The 15,565-nt window shown below is 67.9% G+C and carries 14 protein-coding genes, 1 tRNA gene and 1 rRNA gene; 6 read left to right on the top strand and 10 right to left on the bottom strand.

Features of this window, described 5'->3' with window-relative positions; translation table 11 throughout:
- Positions 1-228 precede the first annotated feature (228 nt).
- Complete coding sequence (locus tag QWI33_RS26995) at positions 229-2,019, bottom strand: serine/threonine protein kinase (protein ID WP_289959795.1); 1,791 nt, start codon at positions 2,017-2,019, stop codon at positions 229-231.
- Positions 2,020-2,255: 236 nt separating this feature from the next.
- Complete coding sequence (locus QWI33_RS26990; RefSeq protein WP_289959794.1) at positions 2,256-2,564, bottom strand: hypothetical protein; 309 nt, start codon at positions 2,562-2,564, stop codon at positions 2,256-2,258.
- Between the two features lie 363 nt (positions 2,565-2,927).
- Between QWI33_RS26990 and QWI33_RS26985 the strand changes: the two genes are divergently transcribed.
- Entirely contained in the window at positions 2,928-3,866 is a 939-nt protein-coding gene (locus QWI33_RS26985; RefSeq protein ID WP_289959793.1) for a helix-turn-helix domain-containing protein, read from the top strand.
- A gap of 66 nt (positions 3,867-3,932) precedes the next feature.
- On the opposite strand, the gene QWI33_RS26980 is transcribed toward QWI33_RS26985, so the two are convergent.
- Positions 3,933-4,106, bottom strand: coding sequence for a DUF397 domain-containing protein (locus QWI33_RS26980; protein WP_289959792.1), 174 nt, complete (start codon positions 4,104-4,106; stop codon positions 3,933-3,935).
- A 122-nt stretch (positions 4,107-4,228) separates the two neighbouring features.
- On the bottom strand, positions 4,229-5,140 hold the full coding sequence (locus QWI33_RS26975) for a cation diffusion facilitator family transporter (RefSeq protein WP_289959791.1): 912 nt from the start codon (positions 5,138-5,140) through the stop codon (positions 4,229-4,231).
- A gap of 297 nt (positions 5,141-5,437) precedes the next feature.
- Between QWI33_RS26975 and QWI33_RS26970 the strand changes: the two genes are divergently transcribed.
- Positions 5,438-5,911, top strand: coding sequence for a hypothetical protein (locus QWI33_RS26970; RefSeq protein ID WP_289959790.1), 474 nt, complete (start codon positions 5,438-5,440; stop codon positions 5,909-5,911).
- A gap of 72 nt (positions 5,912-5,983) precedes the next feature.
- On the opposite strand, the gene QWI33_RS26965 is transcribed toward QWI33_RS26970, so the two are convergent.
- On the bottom strand, positions 5,984-6,370 hold the full coding sequence (locus QWI33_RS26965; protein ID WP_289959789.1) for a phage holin family protein: 387 nt from the start codon (positions 6,368-6,370) through the stop codon (positions 5,984-5,986).
- 201 nt (positions 6,371-6,571) lie between these two features.
- Here QWI33_RS26965 and pstB point away from each other — a divergent pair, with 201 nt between their 5' ends.
- Complete coding sequence (gene pstB / locus QWI33_RS26960) at positions 6,572-7,456, top strand: phosphate ABC transporter ATP-binding protein PstB (RefSeq protein WP_289959788.1); 885 nt, start codon at positions 6,572-6,574, stop codon at positions 7,454-7,456.
- A 143-nt stretch (positions 7,457-7,599) separates the two neighbouring features.
- On the opposite strand, the gene pstA is transcribed toward pstB, so the two are convergent.
- From pstA to phoU, 4 genes are all read right to left on the bottom strand, one after another.
- A complete protein-coding gene (pstA, locus tag QWI33_RS26955) occupies positions 7,600-8,502 on the bottom strand; it encodes a phosphate ABC transporter permease PstA (RefSeq protein ID WP_289959787.1) in 903 nt (300 codons plus the stop codon).
- Positions 8,499-9,473, bottom strand: a complete 975-nt coding sequence (gene pstC, locus QWI33_RS26950; protein ID WP_289959786.1) for a phosphate ABC transporter permease subunit PstC — start codon at positions 9,471-9,473, stop codon at positions 8,499-8,501. The genes pstA and pstC overlap by 4 nt, the downstream gene beginning before the upstream one ends.
- A 94-nt stretch (positions 9,474-9,567) precedes the next feature.
- Entirely contained in the window at positions 9,568-10,617 is a 1,050-nt protein-coding gene (pstS, locus tag QWI33_RS26945; RefSeq protein ID WP_289959906.1) for a phosphate ABC transporter substrate-binding protein PstS, read from the bottom strand.
- A gap of 218 nt (positions 10,618-10,835) precedes the next feature.
- On the bottom strand, positions 10,836-11,483 hold the full coding sequence (gene phoU, locus QWI33_RS26940) for a phosphate signaling complex protein PhoU (protein ID WP_289959785.1): 648 nt from the start codon (positions 11,481-11,483) through the stop codon (positions 10,836-10,838).
- A gap of 159 nt (positions 11,484-11,642) precedes the next feature.
- Here phoU and QWI33_RS26935 point away from each other — a divergent pair, with 159 nt between their 5' ends.
- On the top strand, positions 11,643-12,422 hold the full coding sequence (locus tag QWI33_RS26935) for a hypothetical protein (RefSeq protein WP_289959784.1): 780 nt from the start codon (positions 11,643-11,645) through the stop codon (positions 12,420-12,422).
- A gap of 92 nt (positions 12,423-12,514) precedes the next feature.
- Here QWI33_RS26935 and QWI33_RS26930 read toward each other — a convergent pair.
- Positions 12,515-12,590: transfer RNA gene (locus QWI33_RS26930), tRNA-Lys, on the bottom strand.
- Positions 12,591-12,705: 115 nt separating this feature from the next.
- Here QWI33_RS26930 and obgE point away from each other — a divergent pair.
- Both obgE and QWI33_RS26920 read left to right on the top strand, forming a co-directional pair.
- On the top strand, positions 12,706-14,169 hold the full coding sequence (gene obgE / locus QWI33_RS26925; RefSeq protein WP_289959783.1) for a GTPase ObgE: 1,464 nt from the start codon (positions 12,706-12,708) through the stop codon (positions 14,167-14,169).
- 493 nt (positions 14,170-14,662) lie between these two features.
- A 16S ribosomal RNA gene (locus QWI33_RS26920) occupies positions 14,663-15,565 on the top strand; the annotation flags it as partial.

Raw genomic sequence — 15,565 nt, 5'->3', positions numbered from 1 at the left:
CGCCGCTGTGAACCCGGTCGCATCCGGTCCGTTCACGAGCCGCCGCTGGTCGCCTCCCGGGGAGGCCGACGAACGCTTCGCCGGACTCCCGGTCACGCCGCGGCTCCACGGAAAGCCGGCCCGCGCATGAGTCAGCGGTCGAGTCGAGGCGCCTCCGGCAGCTGCGACGCCGGGCAGCGGCATCGTCCGCGCTCGCCTCACCGCCGAACGCGGCGGTGGCATCGAGCGCTACTGCTCCTCTTGCGGGACTTCCGTCTCGCCGGTCTCGGGCTTGCACCCCTCCGCGTCCGCGGCGCGCTTCACGGTCACCTGCACCGTGGAGCCGGGCTCGACTTCGCTTCCGGCACTGGGGGACTGGCGCACCACGCCGCAGCGGGCCTCGCCCTCGCCCTCGTAGTCGACCGCAGGGGTCAGGCCCGACTCCTCGATGCGGGCGCGGGCGTCGGACTCGGACTGCGTGACCACGTTCGGCACCGAGGTCTTCGCGGGCGGCGGCGGTGACGAGCTCTCGGCGGCGCTCGGCGTCCCGCTCGGCATGAGCGAGGGACCGGCCGAGGCCGTACCCGCCGCGGGCTCCGATGCCCCTGCGTCAGAAGCGGTCTCGCTCGGATCGGCCGAAGGCGATTCGCCCTCGTCGTAGTCGCCTTCGTCCCAGACGCCGCCGTCGCCGTCCTGGCCCTGGACCTCGGCGCCGTGGAGCCCGGTCTCACCGGTCGGCAGTGCGCCGCCCCGATCCGGCTCGTTCCACGGCAGCGAGATCGCGATCGCGCTGATCGTCCCCACGGCGGCGAGCGTGGCGGCGAGCGACAGCCACAGTCCGCGCCGACGCGAGCGGGAGTGCTCGGCGGCGGGCACGGGGCCCGGGCCGGTCGGACCGGCGGGCGGGGCCGCCGCGTGCGACCCGGTGTGCGAGCCGGTGAACGGCGGCAGCGTGTGCCCGCCCGTGTGCGGCGGCGGTGACGACGGGTGCGGCTCGTGCGGCGGGGACGGCGGTATGGCCTTCGAGACCGGTTGCGGCCCGGTCTGGTACGAGCGGAGCCCGGTGTCGCCCTCCGGCGTCGGCCGCCGGTGCGCGCCCGAAGGCGGGCCCACGGTGCCGGCCCCGGTGGTGCCGCCGATCGCCGCCCGCGCCGGCTGCATCCGGGTGCGCGCCAGGGCGGGAGTGCGGCCCCCGATCATCGCCGCGCGCGTCTCGCTGCAGGCCTCGGCCAGTTCCGCGGCGTCGGTCCAGCGCGCCGCGGGGTCCTTCTGGAGCGAGCGCCGCACGATCTCGGCGACCTCGTACGGGATCTCGGTGGGCAGCGGCGGCGGGGCGTTGCGCAGGTGGGCCGAGAGCACTCCGAGCGGGGTGTCGGCCTTGAACGGCGGCGACCCGGCCAGGCACTGGTGGGCGACGACGCCGAGCGAGTACAGGTCCGAAGCGGCCGTGAGGTTCTCGCCCGCGGCCTGTTCGGGCGACATGTAGGTGACGGTGCCGAGCACGACGCCGGTGGTGGTGAGGGTCAGGTTGTGGCTGACGCGGGCGATCCCGAAGTCCACCAGGACGACCGAGCCGTCCGAGCGCACGAGGATGTTCCCGGGCTTGATGTCGCGGTGGACGATCCCGGCGGAGTGGGCCACGTGCAGCGCCTCGGCGACGCCGCCGATGACGCGCAGCGAGTCGGCCGGGCTGAGCTTGCCCCAGAGGCCGAGCAGGCGCGAGAGCGGTTTGCCGTCCACGTACTCCATGATCAGGTACGCGAGCTGGGCGTCCTCGTCCTCGATCTCGCCGTAGTCGTAGACCTCCACGACCCCGGGGCCCTGCATGACGGCGATGGCGCGGGCCTCGCGGCGGAAGCGCTCGCGGAAGCCCCGGTCGTCCACGAGGTCGGCGAGGAGCACCTTGATGGCGACGGTGCGCCAGAGGATGGTGTCGACGCCCTCCCAGACGTCGCCCATGCCGCCGCCGCCGATGCGGCGTTCGAGCCGGTACCGCCCGTCCAGGACCACGCCTGCCTTGAGGTTGCGAGTGCTCAGCATCCGGCGGCTTTCCCCTTCTCGGCGAAGCTCGCAAGCCGCGAATTCGCAGCCTTGGCGAAGCTCGCGAGCTGTGGATCCGCAGCTCCGGCGAAGCTTGCGAGCCATCATCTCTGCCCGGTGTCGGACCAGTTCTGAGGGTCTAACGAACGGCGGGCGCTGAGGCTACGCGCTGGGTCGGGCGAACTTCGGCTCGATCGAGGGATTTTCGGCGCCGCGTCCGCCCGCGGCGCCGGCCGTCAGGACTTCGCCGCGGCGACGACGGCGCCGATGGCGCGCATCGGAGTCGCGGGGCCGGGCTCGGGAAGGGCGCGGGGGGCGGCCGGGCCGCCGACGGCCTGGCCGAGCTGGCCGTCCCAGCACGCCCACGAGTGGCATGGCCAGGACTGGCTGCAGTGCCCGCACACGGGGTGCTTGACGCTGCGCTGGTCGAGGGCGGGTGTGTGGCGTTTCCACCAGCGCGCCTGCACGCGCCAGAGGCTCGGCACCAGCACTTCGCTGGGCGGCTCATCCGGCGGGGGGTTGTCGAGTGTGTACGGACTGCGCAACGCGGGCTGCCTTTCCGGTCTTTCGATGGGCTGGAATCCCTTGTGGCCCTTGGTTTCTGGGCGCCTGACTCCGGTGTGACCTGGTCGATGCCGAGTCGCGGTGTCGAATCGGTACAGTCGAGGGGAGGCGGATAGCCCCTCCGTACAGTAGAATTGCACATGCAGAATTTGGATGCAAGAGGTATAACCGGATCGGGTGGCGATTCCTCCCGCCCCGCGGCCGCGCAGGCGAGACCCGGACGATCGGTCTCGGCGACGCCGGCGGGCCGCACTTGAGAACAGCTGACGTTACCGGGTGAGCGGCCCAGAAGTCCTCCACCACTCGGTGCGTCCTCACCGAATCCGGAGAGATCAGGGTGTCAAATGGGTACATCGAACGACAACGCTGAGAGCGATCTGCCGAAGAAGTTGGGAGGCAAGGCGATGCCTTCGACCGGCAGCCCCACCGTCCGCCGCCGCCGCGCCGGGAAGATCCTCCGGGACCTGCGCGAGAAGTCCGGCAAGGACGCCAACGACGCCGCTGCAGCCCTTGAAGTCACCAGTTCCACGATCTACCGCATGGAGCTCGGCCGGGTCGGGATCAAACCCCGAGACGTCCAGGCCCTGGTCGAGGTCTACGGGGTCGACGACTCCGAACTCGTGGACGAGCTCGTGCGCCTGGCCCGCGACGGCCGCAAGCGCGGCTGGTGGGCGCGGTACTCCGACACCATCTCCCCGCCGTACGCCACGTACATCGGCCTGGAGCAGGACGCCTCCAGCCTGAACGTGTACGACGGCCTGATCATCAACGGGCTCTTGCAGACCCGCGAGTACGCCACGGCCACCTTCGGGATGGTCCCGGAGCAGTCGCAGCGGTTCATGAAGGAGCGGATCGACCTGCGCATGGAGCGCCAGCAGCGCCTGCGCGGGGACCTGAAGATCTGGAACGTCATCGACGAGGCCGCCATCCGCCGCGTCCTCGGCGGGCCTAAGGTCATGTTCGACCAGCTGCAGAACCTGCTCGAGCTCGGCTCGCTCCCGAACGTGCACCTCCAGGTGCTGCCCTTCGAGGGCGGGGCCTACCCGGGGATGCTGTCCTCGTTCACGATCCTCGGCTTCGGACCGCTGGAGGGCGAGGTCGACCCCGGCTACCGCCACCCCGACGTGGTCTACATCGAGGGCCACAACGGCGACGTCTACGAGGAGGGCGCCGACGTGCAGCCCTTCCACGAGATCTTCAGCTACCTCCGGTCGGCCGCGCTCGACCCGGGCCGGAGCCTGGAGTTCATCGAGCAGCAGGCCCAGCACCTCAAGACGCTCTAGACCCGGACGCAAGGGGGCGGACACGGCGCTGACGCCGTGTCCGCCCCCTTACCCGTCCTTACTCAATTACCTGCCGGATGTCCGCAGCAGCGAACGCCAGTCGGCTCGGCTGGCGCGCAGGATCGGGCTCACCGTCAGCTTGGTGTCCCTGATCTCCACGGCCGCTTCCGCGAGCCTGGCTTCGACACAGGCCCCGTTGGGGCCTGACCTGCTGCTCTTCCTCCATGCGTGGGTCAACATGGATCTCCTCCTTCCAAGGAGCATTCGAGTCCCCAGGACGGTGTCGAGCTTAACCATTGCGTGACAAGAGAAACGTCGACTATCCGTCAATATCAGGTACCGGACAGAAGCCCTGCCGCGCTTCACCAATGCGGTGTGCCGCAGGACGCCTCCGCGCTGCCGGGCTCGATCTGGACGGTCGCGTGCGCGATGTCGAATTGTTCTGCCAGCGTCCGCTGCGCGTCGCCGAGCACGCCGGCGGGGTCGGCGCCCGGATCGACTGCGAGATGGACGGTCGCGACCTCCATACCCGAAGTCAAAGTCCACAGATGAAGATCGTGCACAGCTTTCACCCCATCGAGTGCAGCGAGCGCGTGCTCGACCCGTTTCGGGTCGACGCCGACGGGGGCGTGCTGGAGGAGGATGCGGAGCGCGTCGCGGCCCAGCCGGTAGGCGCGCGGCAGGATGAACAGGCCCACGCCGACGGCGATCAGGCTGTCGACCGCGTACCAGTCGGTGAAGGCGATGACGAGGGCGGCGGCGATGACGCCGAGGGAGGCGATCGCGTCGCCGAGGACCTCGGTGTAGGCGCCGCGCACGTTGATCGACTCGGCGGCGGCCGAACGCAGCAGGAGCAGGGAGGCGACGTTCGCCGCGAGGCCGAAGAGGGCCACGGCGAGCATCGGGCCGGACTGCACCTCGGGCTGCTCGCCGAGGCGGCGCACGGCCTGCACGATGACGAATCCGGCGACGCCGAACAGCAGCAGCGTGTTGGCCAGGGCCGCGAGGACTTCGAGCCGGTACATCCCGTAGGTGCGTCGCGGCCGCCCGCCGGAGCGGCGCACGGCGATGATCGCGGCCAGCGCCATGGCGATCCCGAGGGCGTCGCCGGCGACGTGCCCGGCGTCCGAGAGCAGGGCGAGCGAATGGGTGTACCAGGAGGCGACCGCCTCGACGGCCGCCACTGCGAGGGCGAGGCCGAGTGCGAGCCAGAGCCGGCCCCGGTGGCGTGCGCCGAGCGAGGCGGCTCCTGCGTGCGAGTGGTCGTGGCCCATGGAGGGCGGCCTCCTTCGTCTCGGTGCGGGCGCGGCGGACCGGGCCTCGGCGGTGGGGTCCCCTCCGCATCCGAATGCTAACATGCGCATTATTGCATGTATGGCGACAGGGTCGATTCGACTTCACATGCAGCGGGTACCTTCAACCGGAAATCCGCTCGCGCGGAGCGTCCGATCCGCGGCATTTCTGTGCGGCGCACATGAAAACGCCCGAACCAGGGGGACTTTCACAAATGCCGGGCGGGAATGGAATAATATTCGTACCAACATCATCAGCACTGGTCACGGGGGGTGACGATGAAAGACGCCATTGAAACCTCTACCATCGCGTTCATCGCAATCGTTGCGATCGTCCTCGTCTTCGCAGCCGTTCTCGGCCTGCTCTCGATCATCGACACCAAGCGCCGTCGAAAAAACAGGGCCAAGACCGACGCCGAAGCCTGGACCGAGCTCCTCGGCAGCCAGCTGAAGATCGCCCCGGTCTCCGTAGGCGACACCGAAGCCGCCGCGGCCCTCGACCGCGCCAGGAAACTCCACTACAAAGCGGTCGAGCGACTCAAGACCGCCAAGAAGGCCAAGCAGTACGCGCGCATCCGCACCTACGCGCTCGCCGGACTGCACAACCTCAACATCATGCGCCGCCGCCTCGGCAAAGCCCCCGGACCGCAGGGCCCCATGCCCTTCAACGCCGCGGGCTCCACCAAGGCCGCCAAGCGCGACGCCAACGTCCGCGACACCGCCACAGGCCCGTCGACCGGACTGCCCTTCTAACAGGCACCGACCAAGAGCCCGCACGCGAGAACGGGGGCGGCCCCGCCAGGCCGCCCCCGTTGCCCATGCCCGCTACGACTCCTCGGCCGGCTTGCGCGGCGACAGCAGGTCCATCACCCACATCGCCACCGACACGATGATCGCGCCCCAGAACGCCGGCCAGAAACCGTCCACGTAGAACCCCAGCGAGAGCTTTTCCGAGACCCAGCCGGTCAACCAGAACATCAGCGCGTTCACCACCAGCCCGAACAGACCCAGGGTCAGCACGTACAACGCACAGCCGATCAGCATGATCAGCGGCTTCACGAACGTGTTCACCAGCGTGAACACCAACGCCACCACCACCAGCGACAAGAACCGCTCCAGCACCGAGTCGCCGTACAGGTGAATACCGCCGACGATCGCCGTGGCCAGCCACAGCGCCAGCGCCGTCAAGACCAAGCGCACCAGGAATCTCATCCGGCCAGTATCGCCGCCCCAGAGGCCCTCCGTCCAGTTTCCGCCGAGACGAGCGGAAACGAACCCGTCACCGACGAGACCGAGACGGGCCCGCGGATTCACCCCCGGTTCACCCGGGATCGAACCCCGGGCCACCCGCCGGGCCTACAGTCGCGGCAGCCCCGCTTGCTTCCACACCTGCCTGGCGCAGAAGGAGAAACCATGAGCGACCCGTCGTACTCGGCGCTCGGCCGGACCGTCGACCCCCGCCGCATCGGCGCGAACACCGCGCCCGGCGTCCCGCACGCACCCGTCGGACAGGGCGCCCCCACCGTCTTCGACATCCGCGGCGTCAACGTCTACTACGGCGCCTACAACGCCGTCAAGGACGTCAACTTCACCGTCGCCAAGAACGAGATCACCGCGCTCATCGGCCCCTCGGGCTGCGGCAAGTCGACCCTGCTGCGCTCCCTCAACCGCATGAACGACCTCATCCCCGGCGCCCGCGTCGAAGGCACCGTTGCCTACCACGGCAAGGACGTCTACGCCGCCGGCGTCGACCCCGTCGAAGTCCGCCGCCGCATCGGCATGGTCTTCCAGAAGGCCAACCCCTTCCCCAAGTCCATCTTCGACAACGTCGCCTACGGCCCCAAGATCCACGGCGTCCCCCGCGCCGAGCGCGAGGCCATCGTCGAGGACTCCCTCAAGAAGGCCGCCCTCTGGGACGAGGTCAAGGACAAGCTCAAGCAGAGCGCCCTGGCCCTCTCCGGCGGCCAGCAGCAGCGCCTGTGCATCGCCCGCACCATCGCGCTCGCGCCCGAGGTGGTCCTCATGGACGAGCCGTGCTCGGCCCTCGACCCGATCGCCACGGCCCGCATCGAAGAGCTCATGGTCGACCTGGCCAAGCAGTTCACGATCGTGATCGTCACCCACAACATGCAGCAGGCCGCGCGCGTCTCCGACAAGACCGCGTTCTTCTCCACCGAGGTGAACGAGCAGAGCGACACCCGCACCGGCGTCCTCGTCGAGTTCGACGACACCCAGCGCATCTTCACCACGCCTTCGGACGAGCGCACGGAGAACTACGTCACCGGCCGCTTCGGCTAGACGCACGAGCCGCGAATCCGGGCCCCGCCGATCCGGCGGGGCCTTCCGCCTATGCGGTGAACGCCGCGTTCACCGCACAGCGCCCAAAAAGCAACGGCCCCGCACCGTGAGGTGCGGGGCCGCGGCGTAGAGACCGGGCAGTGCTAGCGCTTGTCGATGGCGAACCGCGAGGCGATGATGCGCGAGACGATCGTGAACAGGAAGACGATCGCGATCAGCGTCAGCGCCGCGCCCCAGGCGCGGTCCTGCGAGGCCGCGAACGGCTGGCTCGCGTTGCGGAAGATCTGCGCGGCCAGCGTCGTGTTCGCGCCGTCGAACAGGTCGGGCTTGTAGATGTAGGTCAGGCCCACCGTGACGATGATCGGCGCGGTCTCGCCGGCCGCGCGCGCGACCGCCAGGAGCGAACCGGAGGTGATGCCCGAGGACGCCGCCGGGATCACCACGCCCATGACCGTGCGCCACTTGCGCGCGCCCAGCCCGGCCGAGGCCTGCCGCAGCTCATCGGGCACCAGCCGCAGCATCTCCTCAGTGGAGCGGATCACGATCGGCAGCATCAGGCAGGCCAGGGCCAGCGCCCCGGCGAAACCGGTCCGGTCGTCGATCACGGTCACGTAGCCGACGTAGATGAACAGGCCCATCATGATCGAGGGCACACCGGTCATGACGTCGGCCATCGTCCGGATGAACCGCGCGAGCGGCTTGTTCTTGCCGTACTCGTTGAGGTAGACCGCGCCGAGCACGCCGATCGGGATCGAGATGAGCGCGGCCATGCCGGTGATCAGCAGCGTGCCGAGGATCGCCGGGCCCATGCCCGGGCCCGCCGTGCGGTAGTTCCGCGGGATCTCCTCGACGAACCAGTCCAGGCTCCACGAGGAGGCGCCGCGCGAGACGACCTGGTAGGCCACCAGGGCGAGCGGCAGGGCGGCGATGAGGACGCAGAGGCCGATGAGGATCGTCGCGCCCTTGTCCGCGAACGAGCGCCGCAGCGACAGGTTGCGCCCCGTCAGGTCCGGAGGCGTCGCGCCGCCGTTCGAGAGCGTCGTCATGAGTGGGCACCCTTCATTTTGATCTCCGCGCGCCGGACCACGACGCGGGCCAGGAAGTTGATCAGGACGGTGATGGCGAACAGCAGCACGCCGATGCCGATGAGCGCGTCGGTGTGGAGGCCGCCGGCCTCGCCCCACTGCTGGGCGATGACCGCCGCCATGGTGTTGCCCGGCGCGAACAGGTTCGGGTTGACGCCGATCGCGCCGCCGATGACCAGCGCCACCGCGATCGTCTCGCCCATCGCGCGGCCCAGGCCGAGCATGGAGGCGCCGACGAGGCCGCCGAACGAGTGGGGCAGGATCGCACCCTTGATCATCTCCCAGCGGGTCGCGCCGAGGGCGTAGGCGCCCTGCTTGTCGATGTCGGGCACGGTCGCGAACACCTCCCGGGAGATCGAGGTGATGATCGGGATGCACATGATCGCGAGGATCAGGCCCGCGGTGAAGTAGTTGCGGCCGGTGTTGGTGTCGTCGAAGATCGCCGACAGCCCCGGGATCGGGGCGACCACTCCGGCCCACCACTGGTAGAGCGGGGTGATCCACGGGATCAGCACGATGCTGCCGACCAGGCCGAACACCACCGAGGGCACGGTGGCGAGCAGGTCGACGATGGTGACGATGTACTTGCGGCTGCGGCGGTGTGCGACTTCCGTGATGAACAGCGCGATGCCGATCGACACCGGCACCGCGATGACCATCGCGATGACCGAGGTGACGATGGTGCCGTACAGGAAGCCGAGCGTGCCGAAGACCTCGTCGCTCGGCGACCAGCGGGAGCCGGTGAGGAACTCGATCGGGTCCTTGCTGATGGCGGGCCAGGCCTGGACCGAGGTGGTGACCAGGATCAGGCCCAGCACGATGAGGACCATGAGGCCGGCCAGGGTCACCAGGCCGGTGAACCCCTTGTCGGTGCGGCGGGAGCGGGCTTCGCCACCGAGGTTCACCTCAGGGGGCGCTTCGGGGGGTGCCATTGCGGTCAAGATCTTCTCTCCGGTTTCATCGGCGGAACGGCCGAAAACCCCATCGGCTTCGCGGCCGTTGGGGTCATCGGGGTTTCCGGTGTGCTTAGGCAATCGTCGCGTTCAGGGCGTCGAGGGCCTGGGTGCGCAGCGCCTCGGGCAGCGGGGCGAAGTCCACGCCGTTGGCGAGTTCCTGGCCGTCGGTGAGCAGGTAGTTCACGAACTCCTTGACACCGGCCGCGACGTTCTCGTCCTCGTACTCGGTGCGGATGAGGATGTAGGTCGGCGCGACGATCGGGTAGGACTCGGCACCGGCCGCGTTCAGCGGGTTGTAGGAGAGGTCGTCGGCCACTTCGGCGCCTTCGAGGGCGGCCGTGGAGGCCTCCAGGCTCGGGGCGATGAAGGCGCCTTCGGCGTTCTCGATGAGCGCGGTCTGGAGACCGGTCTCGTTCGCGTCGGCGAGGTCGACGTAACCGATCGCGCCTTCGGTCTGGGTGATGACGGTGGCGACACCGGTGTTCTTCTCGCCGCCGATGGAGCCTTCGGGCCATTCGATCTCGTCCGAGGCGCCGAGGGTCCACGTGTCGGTGGCCTCGTCGAGGAAGGTCGAGAAGTTCTTGGTGGTGCCCGAACCGTCCGAGCGGTGCGCGATGGTGATCGCGGTCGCGGGGAGGGTCAGGTCCGGGTTGGCGTCGACGAGCGCCTGGTCGTTCCAGGTGGTGACGTCGCCCTGGAAGATCCCGGCCAGGGTCTCCTGGGGGATCTGCACGCCGTCGATTCCCGGCAGGTTGTACGACACCGTGATCGGGGCTGCAACGGTGGGGATGTACTGGAACGAGCCGGCTTCGGGGCCGTCGTCGTCCTTGACCAGCGAGTCGGTGCCGGCGAAGTCGTTCAGGTTCTGCCCGAACGCCTCTTTGCCGGCGCTGGAGCCCTCGGCGCTGTAGGTGACGTTCAGCTCGGGGTTCACCTCGGCGTACGCCTCGATCGCGGCGGCGTAGAACGCGTCGGGGAAGCTCGCGCCGGAACCGATGATGTCACCGGACACCAGGTCGCCGGATCCGCCCTCGTCGTCGCCGCCGCCGCAGGCCGCCAGGCCGAACGCGAGGGTGCCGGCGGTGATGCCGCCGATGATGGCTCTGCGGTTCAGTTTCATGTTCACAGCTGGTCTCTACTCCGTCTCCCAGCGCTCGGCCGGGCTACTGCTTCACTGTCCGCAACCATCAAAGCCAGACCCGGTGTTCACCCGCTGACTTGGAGTTGAACTCAAGGTGAACGACTGAGCGCGATTCGCAACAGTGAAGAGAGACCTGTGGGGGACACCCCTCTGAACAGGCGGTTTTACCGGGTATCGCCCCGGTTGTGATCGGACCGTTATGAACGGTCCAGGTGAACATCCCCTGTCACGAGGTAGACCACCTGATGCGAGATGCGGACCGCATGGTCGCCGAAGCGCTCGAAGAACCGCGCCAGGAGCGCCACGTCCACCGCCGTCTGCGGCCCGTAGCCCAGGGTCGGCAACTGGTCGTGGATGCGCTGCTGGATCGCGTCGAGCTCGTCGTCGTCGAGCCCCATCTGCGAGGCCTGCAGGTGGTCGCGCTCCTCGAGGACCGTCACCAGCTTCTGCGAGAGGTGCACGGCCGCCGCGCCCATCGCCGCGAAGTCCGCCCGCAGCGAATCGGGGATCACCGGTGCGGGCGCGCGCAGGAGCACCGACTTCGCCACGTGCTTCGCCAGGTCGCCCATCCGCTCCAGGTCCACCGAGATCCGCACGGCCCCCAGCACGAACCGCAGGTCCGTCGCCACCGGGTCGTACTGCGTCATCAGTTCCACGATCCGGTCATCCACCTGGAACTGCAGGGCGTTCACCTGGTCGTCCGCCGCCACCACAGCCTCGGCTGCGGCGACGTCCGTCTCGAGCAGCGCCGCGCCGGCCTGCTCGACCGCGTCGCCGACCCTGCGGGCCATCTCGACCAGAAGTTCGTTCAGCTCGTTGAGATGCACGTGGAAGACATTCGCCATAATGGACCAATCGAGGTTGCAAGGGTCGGATATGCGCCCAGTCTAGGCACCGGGGCCCCACCGGAGGCCGCCCCCGCTGGCAAACTCCGGGCGAACAGGCCTGGACGAGCGGCGTTAGAGTGAAGTCGACGCACGAACGATCCCTATGGAGCCGACCAGATGACCTACCCCTCGCAGCCGGGCTACCCGACGCCGCAGTACGGCGGCCAGTCCCCGCAGCCGCAACAGCAGAACAACCTGTGGCTGATCGGCGGGGCGGTACTGACGGTCCTCATCATCATCATGACCGTGATCCTCCTCGTGGTGCAGCGCACGCAGGGCTCGAGCGACAACGAGGGCAGCGGCGGCGACGGCACCGACTCGAGCGAAGGCGCCACCGAGGGCGGCGACAACGGCGGTGACGACGGAGGCGGCGACGGCGGCGACAACGGCGGTGACGACGGCGGTGACGACGGCGGCAACGCCCCGGCCTCGGGCCTGGTGTCGGAAGCCTGCGACGCCTTCGACATGTCCGCCTTCGAGGAGGCGTTCGGCGCGGTCGACCCGGACCTGACGTCCCGGACCGAGACCAGCACCAACGGCCTCGGCTCCTTGAGCTGCAATTTCTACAACGAAAATGCGACCGGGCTCAGCGTGCGGATCAACGACTACGAGGACGCCGAGGGCGCAGTGGACTGGGTCGAGCTGGACGCCGAGTACTACGGCACCGACTCCGACTACGAGTACACCGAGTACACCGCGTACGGCGACGCCGGGAGCTACTACACCAGCACCACCAGTGGCACGAAGTCCCTCTACATGAACGTCGCCGTCGGCAGTCTCGTCGTCTACGTCTCCGCAACGCTGTGGGACGGTGAGAACATCGACGAGGCCGCCGCCAAGGCCGCGATGGAGAACCTCGTCGAGCAGTCCGGCGAGCTGTTCGCCGACTTCACGTAAGCAGCAGGGCCCGGCGGCCGCAGGCCGCCGGGCCCCTTTTCGCACGCTTTCGGGGAAACCAAAAAGAGGCCCTGTGACCAGGACCTCTTGTGTGGTGCGCCGCCAGGGACTCGAACCCCGAACCCGCTGATTAAGAGTCAGCTGCTCTGCCAGTTGAGCTAGCGGCGCATGGTGTTTGAGTCACTACCGCGCTTTCGCGCCCGTGTGTCTCGCACGAGGAGAAACTTTAGCATGTGCTGCAGGCTCCGTCTCCCGGGGTCCCCGAGGTGGCTACGCTTGGGCGGTGACAAGTTTTGTAGACCGCGTGAATCTCCAGGTCATTGCCGGTAAAGGTGGCAACGGCTGTGTGTCGGTCCACCGTGAGAAGTTCAAGCCGCTCGGCGGACCCGACGGCGGCAACGGCGGCCACGGGGGTGATGTGGTCTTCGTCGTAGACCCGAACGTGCACACCCTGCTCGACTTCCACTTCCAGACCCGCCTGCAGGGCGGCAATGGCAAGCAGGGCGCAGGATCCAACCGGGACGGCGCCAACGGCGAGTCCATCCGGGTGTCCGTTCCCAACGGCACCGTCATCTACTCCGAGGGTGAGATCCTCGCCGACCTCACCGGGGCCGACGCCGAGGTGACCGTGGCGCACGGCGGCCGCGGCGGCCGCGGCAACCGCGCCCTCGTCAGCTCCAAGCGCAAGGTCCCCGGATTCGCCGAACTCGGCGAGCCCGGAGACGAGCTCTCGATCGTGCTCGAACTCAAGAGCGTGGCGGACGTCGGCCTCGTCGGCTTCCCCTCCGCGGGCAAGTCCTCGCTCATCGCCGCGATGTCGGCCGCCCGGCCGAAGATCGCCGACTACCCCTTCACGACGCTGACCCCGAACCTCGGCGTCGTGTCCGCGGGGGAGACGACCTACACGATCGCGGACGTCCCGGGCCTCATCCCGGGCGCCGCAGCCGGCAAGGGCCTCGGACTCCAGTTCCTGCGGCACATCGAGCGCTGCGCGGTGCTCGCGCACGTCGTCGACTGCGCCAGCCTCGAGTCCGACCGCGACCCGGTCTCCGACATCGACGCCCTGGAGCACGAGCTCGCCGAGTACGGCGGCCTCGCCGACCGGCCGCGCATCATCGTCCTCAACAAGATCGACGTTCCGGACGGGCGCGAGCTCGCCGACTACGTGCGCGGCGATCTCGAGAAGTACGGGTGGCCCGTCTACGCGGTCAGCGCCGTCAGCCGTGAAGGGCTGAAGGAGCTCAACTTCGCCTTCGCCAAGGAAGTGGTCGAGTACCGCGAAGCGCAGCCGCCGGTCGAGGCGACCCGCACCGTTATCCGTCCGGCCGCCATCGGCGACTCCGGCTTCAAGGTCAAGAGGGTGAAGCCGGCCTACGAGGGTGACGTCGAGTTCATCGTGACCGGCAGCAAGCCCGAGCGCTGGATCGGCCAGACCAACTTCGAGAACGAGGAAGCGGTGGGCTACCTCGCCGACCGGCTCGCCGCCATCGGCGTGGAGGACGCGCTCGTGAAGGAAGGCGCGGTGCCCGGCTCGTTCGTCCGCATCGCCGACCACGAGTTCGAGTGGCAGCCGACCGACCCGAACATCGTCGCGACCGTCGCGCCCCGCGGCACCGACGCCCGATTCGAGATCAGCGACCGCAAGGGCGCCGACGAACGCCTCGCCGAGCGCAGGGAGCGTCGCGCCGAGGTGCTCGAAAGGGTCGCGAAAGAAGAGGAAGCCAGGGGCAAACGCCGCAAGCGCTAGCCCTGATTGCGGATTGACCTGCGGAAACGTGGAGTTCGCAAGGGTGTGGCGCCGAGCACGCACCCCCCTTGCGAACCCCGTTTCCAGGTACCGTAAATTTGTCTTTGCCCGAGGGGGAAACGGACAGGAAAGCCGAAAGGCCCTGACCCGGAACCAAAAGGGTAAAACTCCGAACGAATCGATCGGGGGGCCAAAACGGCCCGAAAACCGGTCTGGTAAGTTACTGGAGCCGCTCCGGTCGGAGAGGAACTTCCAAGAAGTTTCAGATCTGATTAGTGCGTGTTGTTTGAGAACTCAACAGGGTGTTTGGATGGTCAGCGTGCGGGCTGATCGGGAATTGTTGGCCTAGGTGCTGGTGGTTTCTGGTTGGTACTGTTTTTGACTGTCTTTTCCTTGGGGCACTTGCTTGGTGCCCCGTAGAAAATCGGTCAGGACATGCTTCGACACATACCAAAGTCGCTGGTGCCGTGAGGTGTCAGTGCGCAACAGGTTTTTGTTGGAGAGTTTGATCCTGGCTCAGGACGAACGCTGGCGGCGTGCTTCACACATGCAAGTCGAACGGAAAGGCCCGCTTGCGGGTACTCGAGTGGCGAACGGGTGAGTAACACGTGGGTAACCTGCCCCCATCTCTGGGATAACCGTTGGAAACGGCGGCTAATACCGGATACGACCTTGATCCGCATGGTTCGAGGTGGAAAGTTTTTGCGGTTGGGGAGGGGCCCGCGGCCTATCAGCTTGTTGGTGCGGTAGTGGCGCACCAAGGCTTTGACGGGTAGCCGGCCTGAGAGGGCGGTCGGTCACATTGGGACTGAGATACGGCCCAGACTCCTACGGGAGGCAGCAGTGGGGAATTTTGCACAATGGGCGAAAGCCTGATGCAGCGACGCCGCGTGAGGGATGACGGCTTTCGGGTTGTAAACCTCTTTTATCCACCACGAAGGCTCCGTATTCGCGGGGTTGACGGTAGTGGTTGAATAAGCGCCGGCTAACTACGTGCCAGCAGCCGCGGTAAGACGTAGGGCGCGAGCGTTGTCCGGATTTATTGGGCGTAAAGGGCTCGTAGGCGGTTGATTGCGTCCGCCGTGAAAGGCCTCGGCTTAACCGGGGTTTTGCGGTGGATACGGGTCGACTTGAGGCAATTAGGGGAGATCGGAATTCTACGTGTAGCGGTGAAATGCGCAGATATGTGGAGGAACACCGGTGGCGAAGGCGGATCTCTGGGATTGTTCTGACGCTGAGGAGCGAAAGCGTGGGGAGCGAACAGGATTAGATACCCTGGTAGTCCATGCTGTAAACGGTGGGCGCTAGGTGTGGGGTCACGTTGGTTGATTCTGTGCCGTAGCTAACGCATTAAGCGCCCCGCCTGGGGAGTACGGCCGCAAGGCTAAAACTCAAA

The sequence above is a fragment of the Glycomyces tritici genome (genome assembly GCF_030403505.1).
Note: the sequence above shows the minus strand (reverse complement) of the source record. Positions and strands in the feature narration are given on the sequence as shown.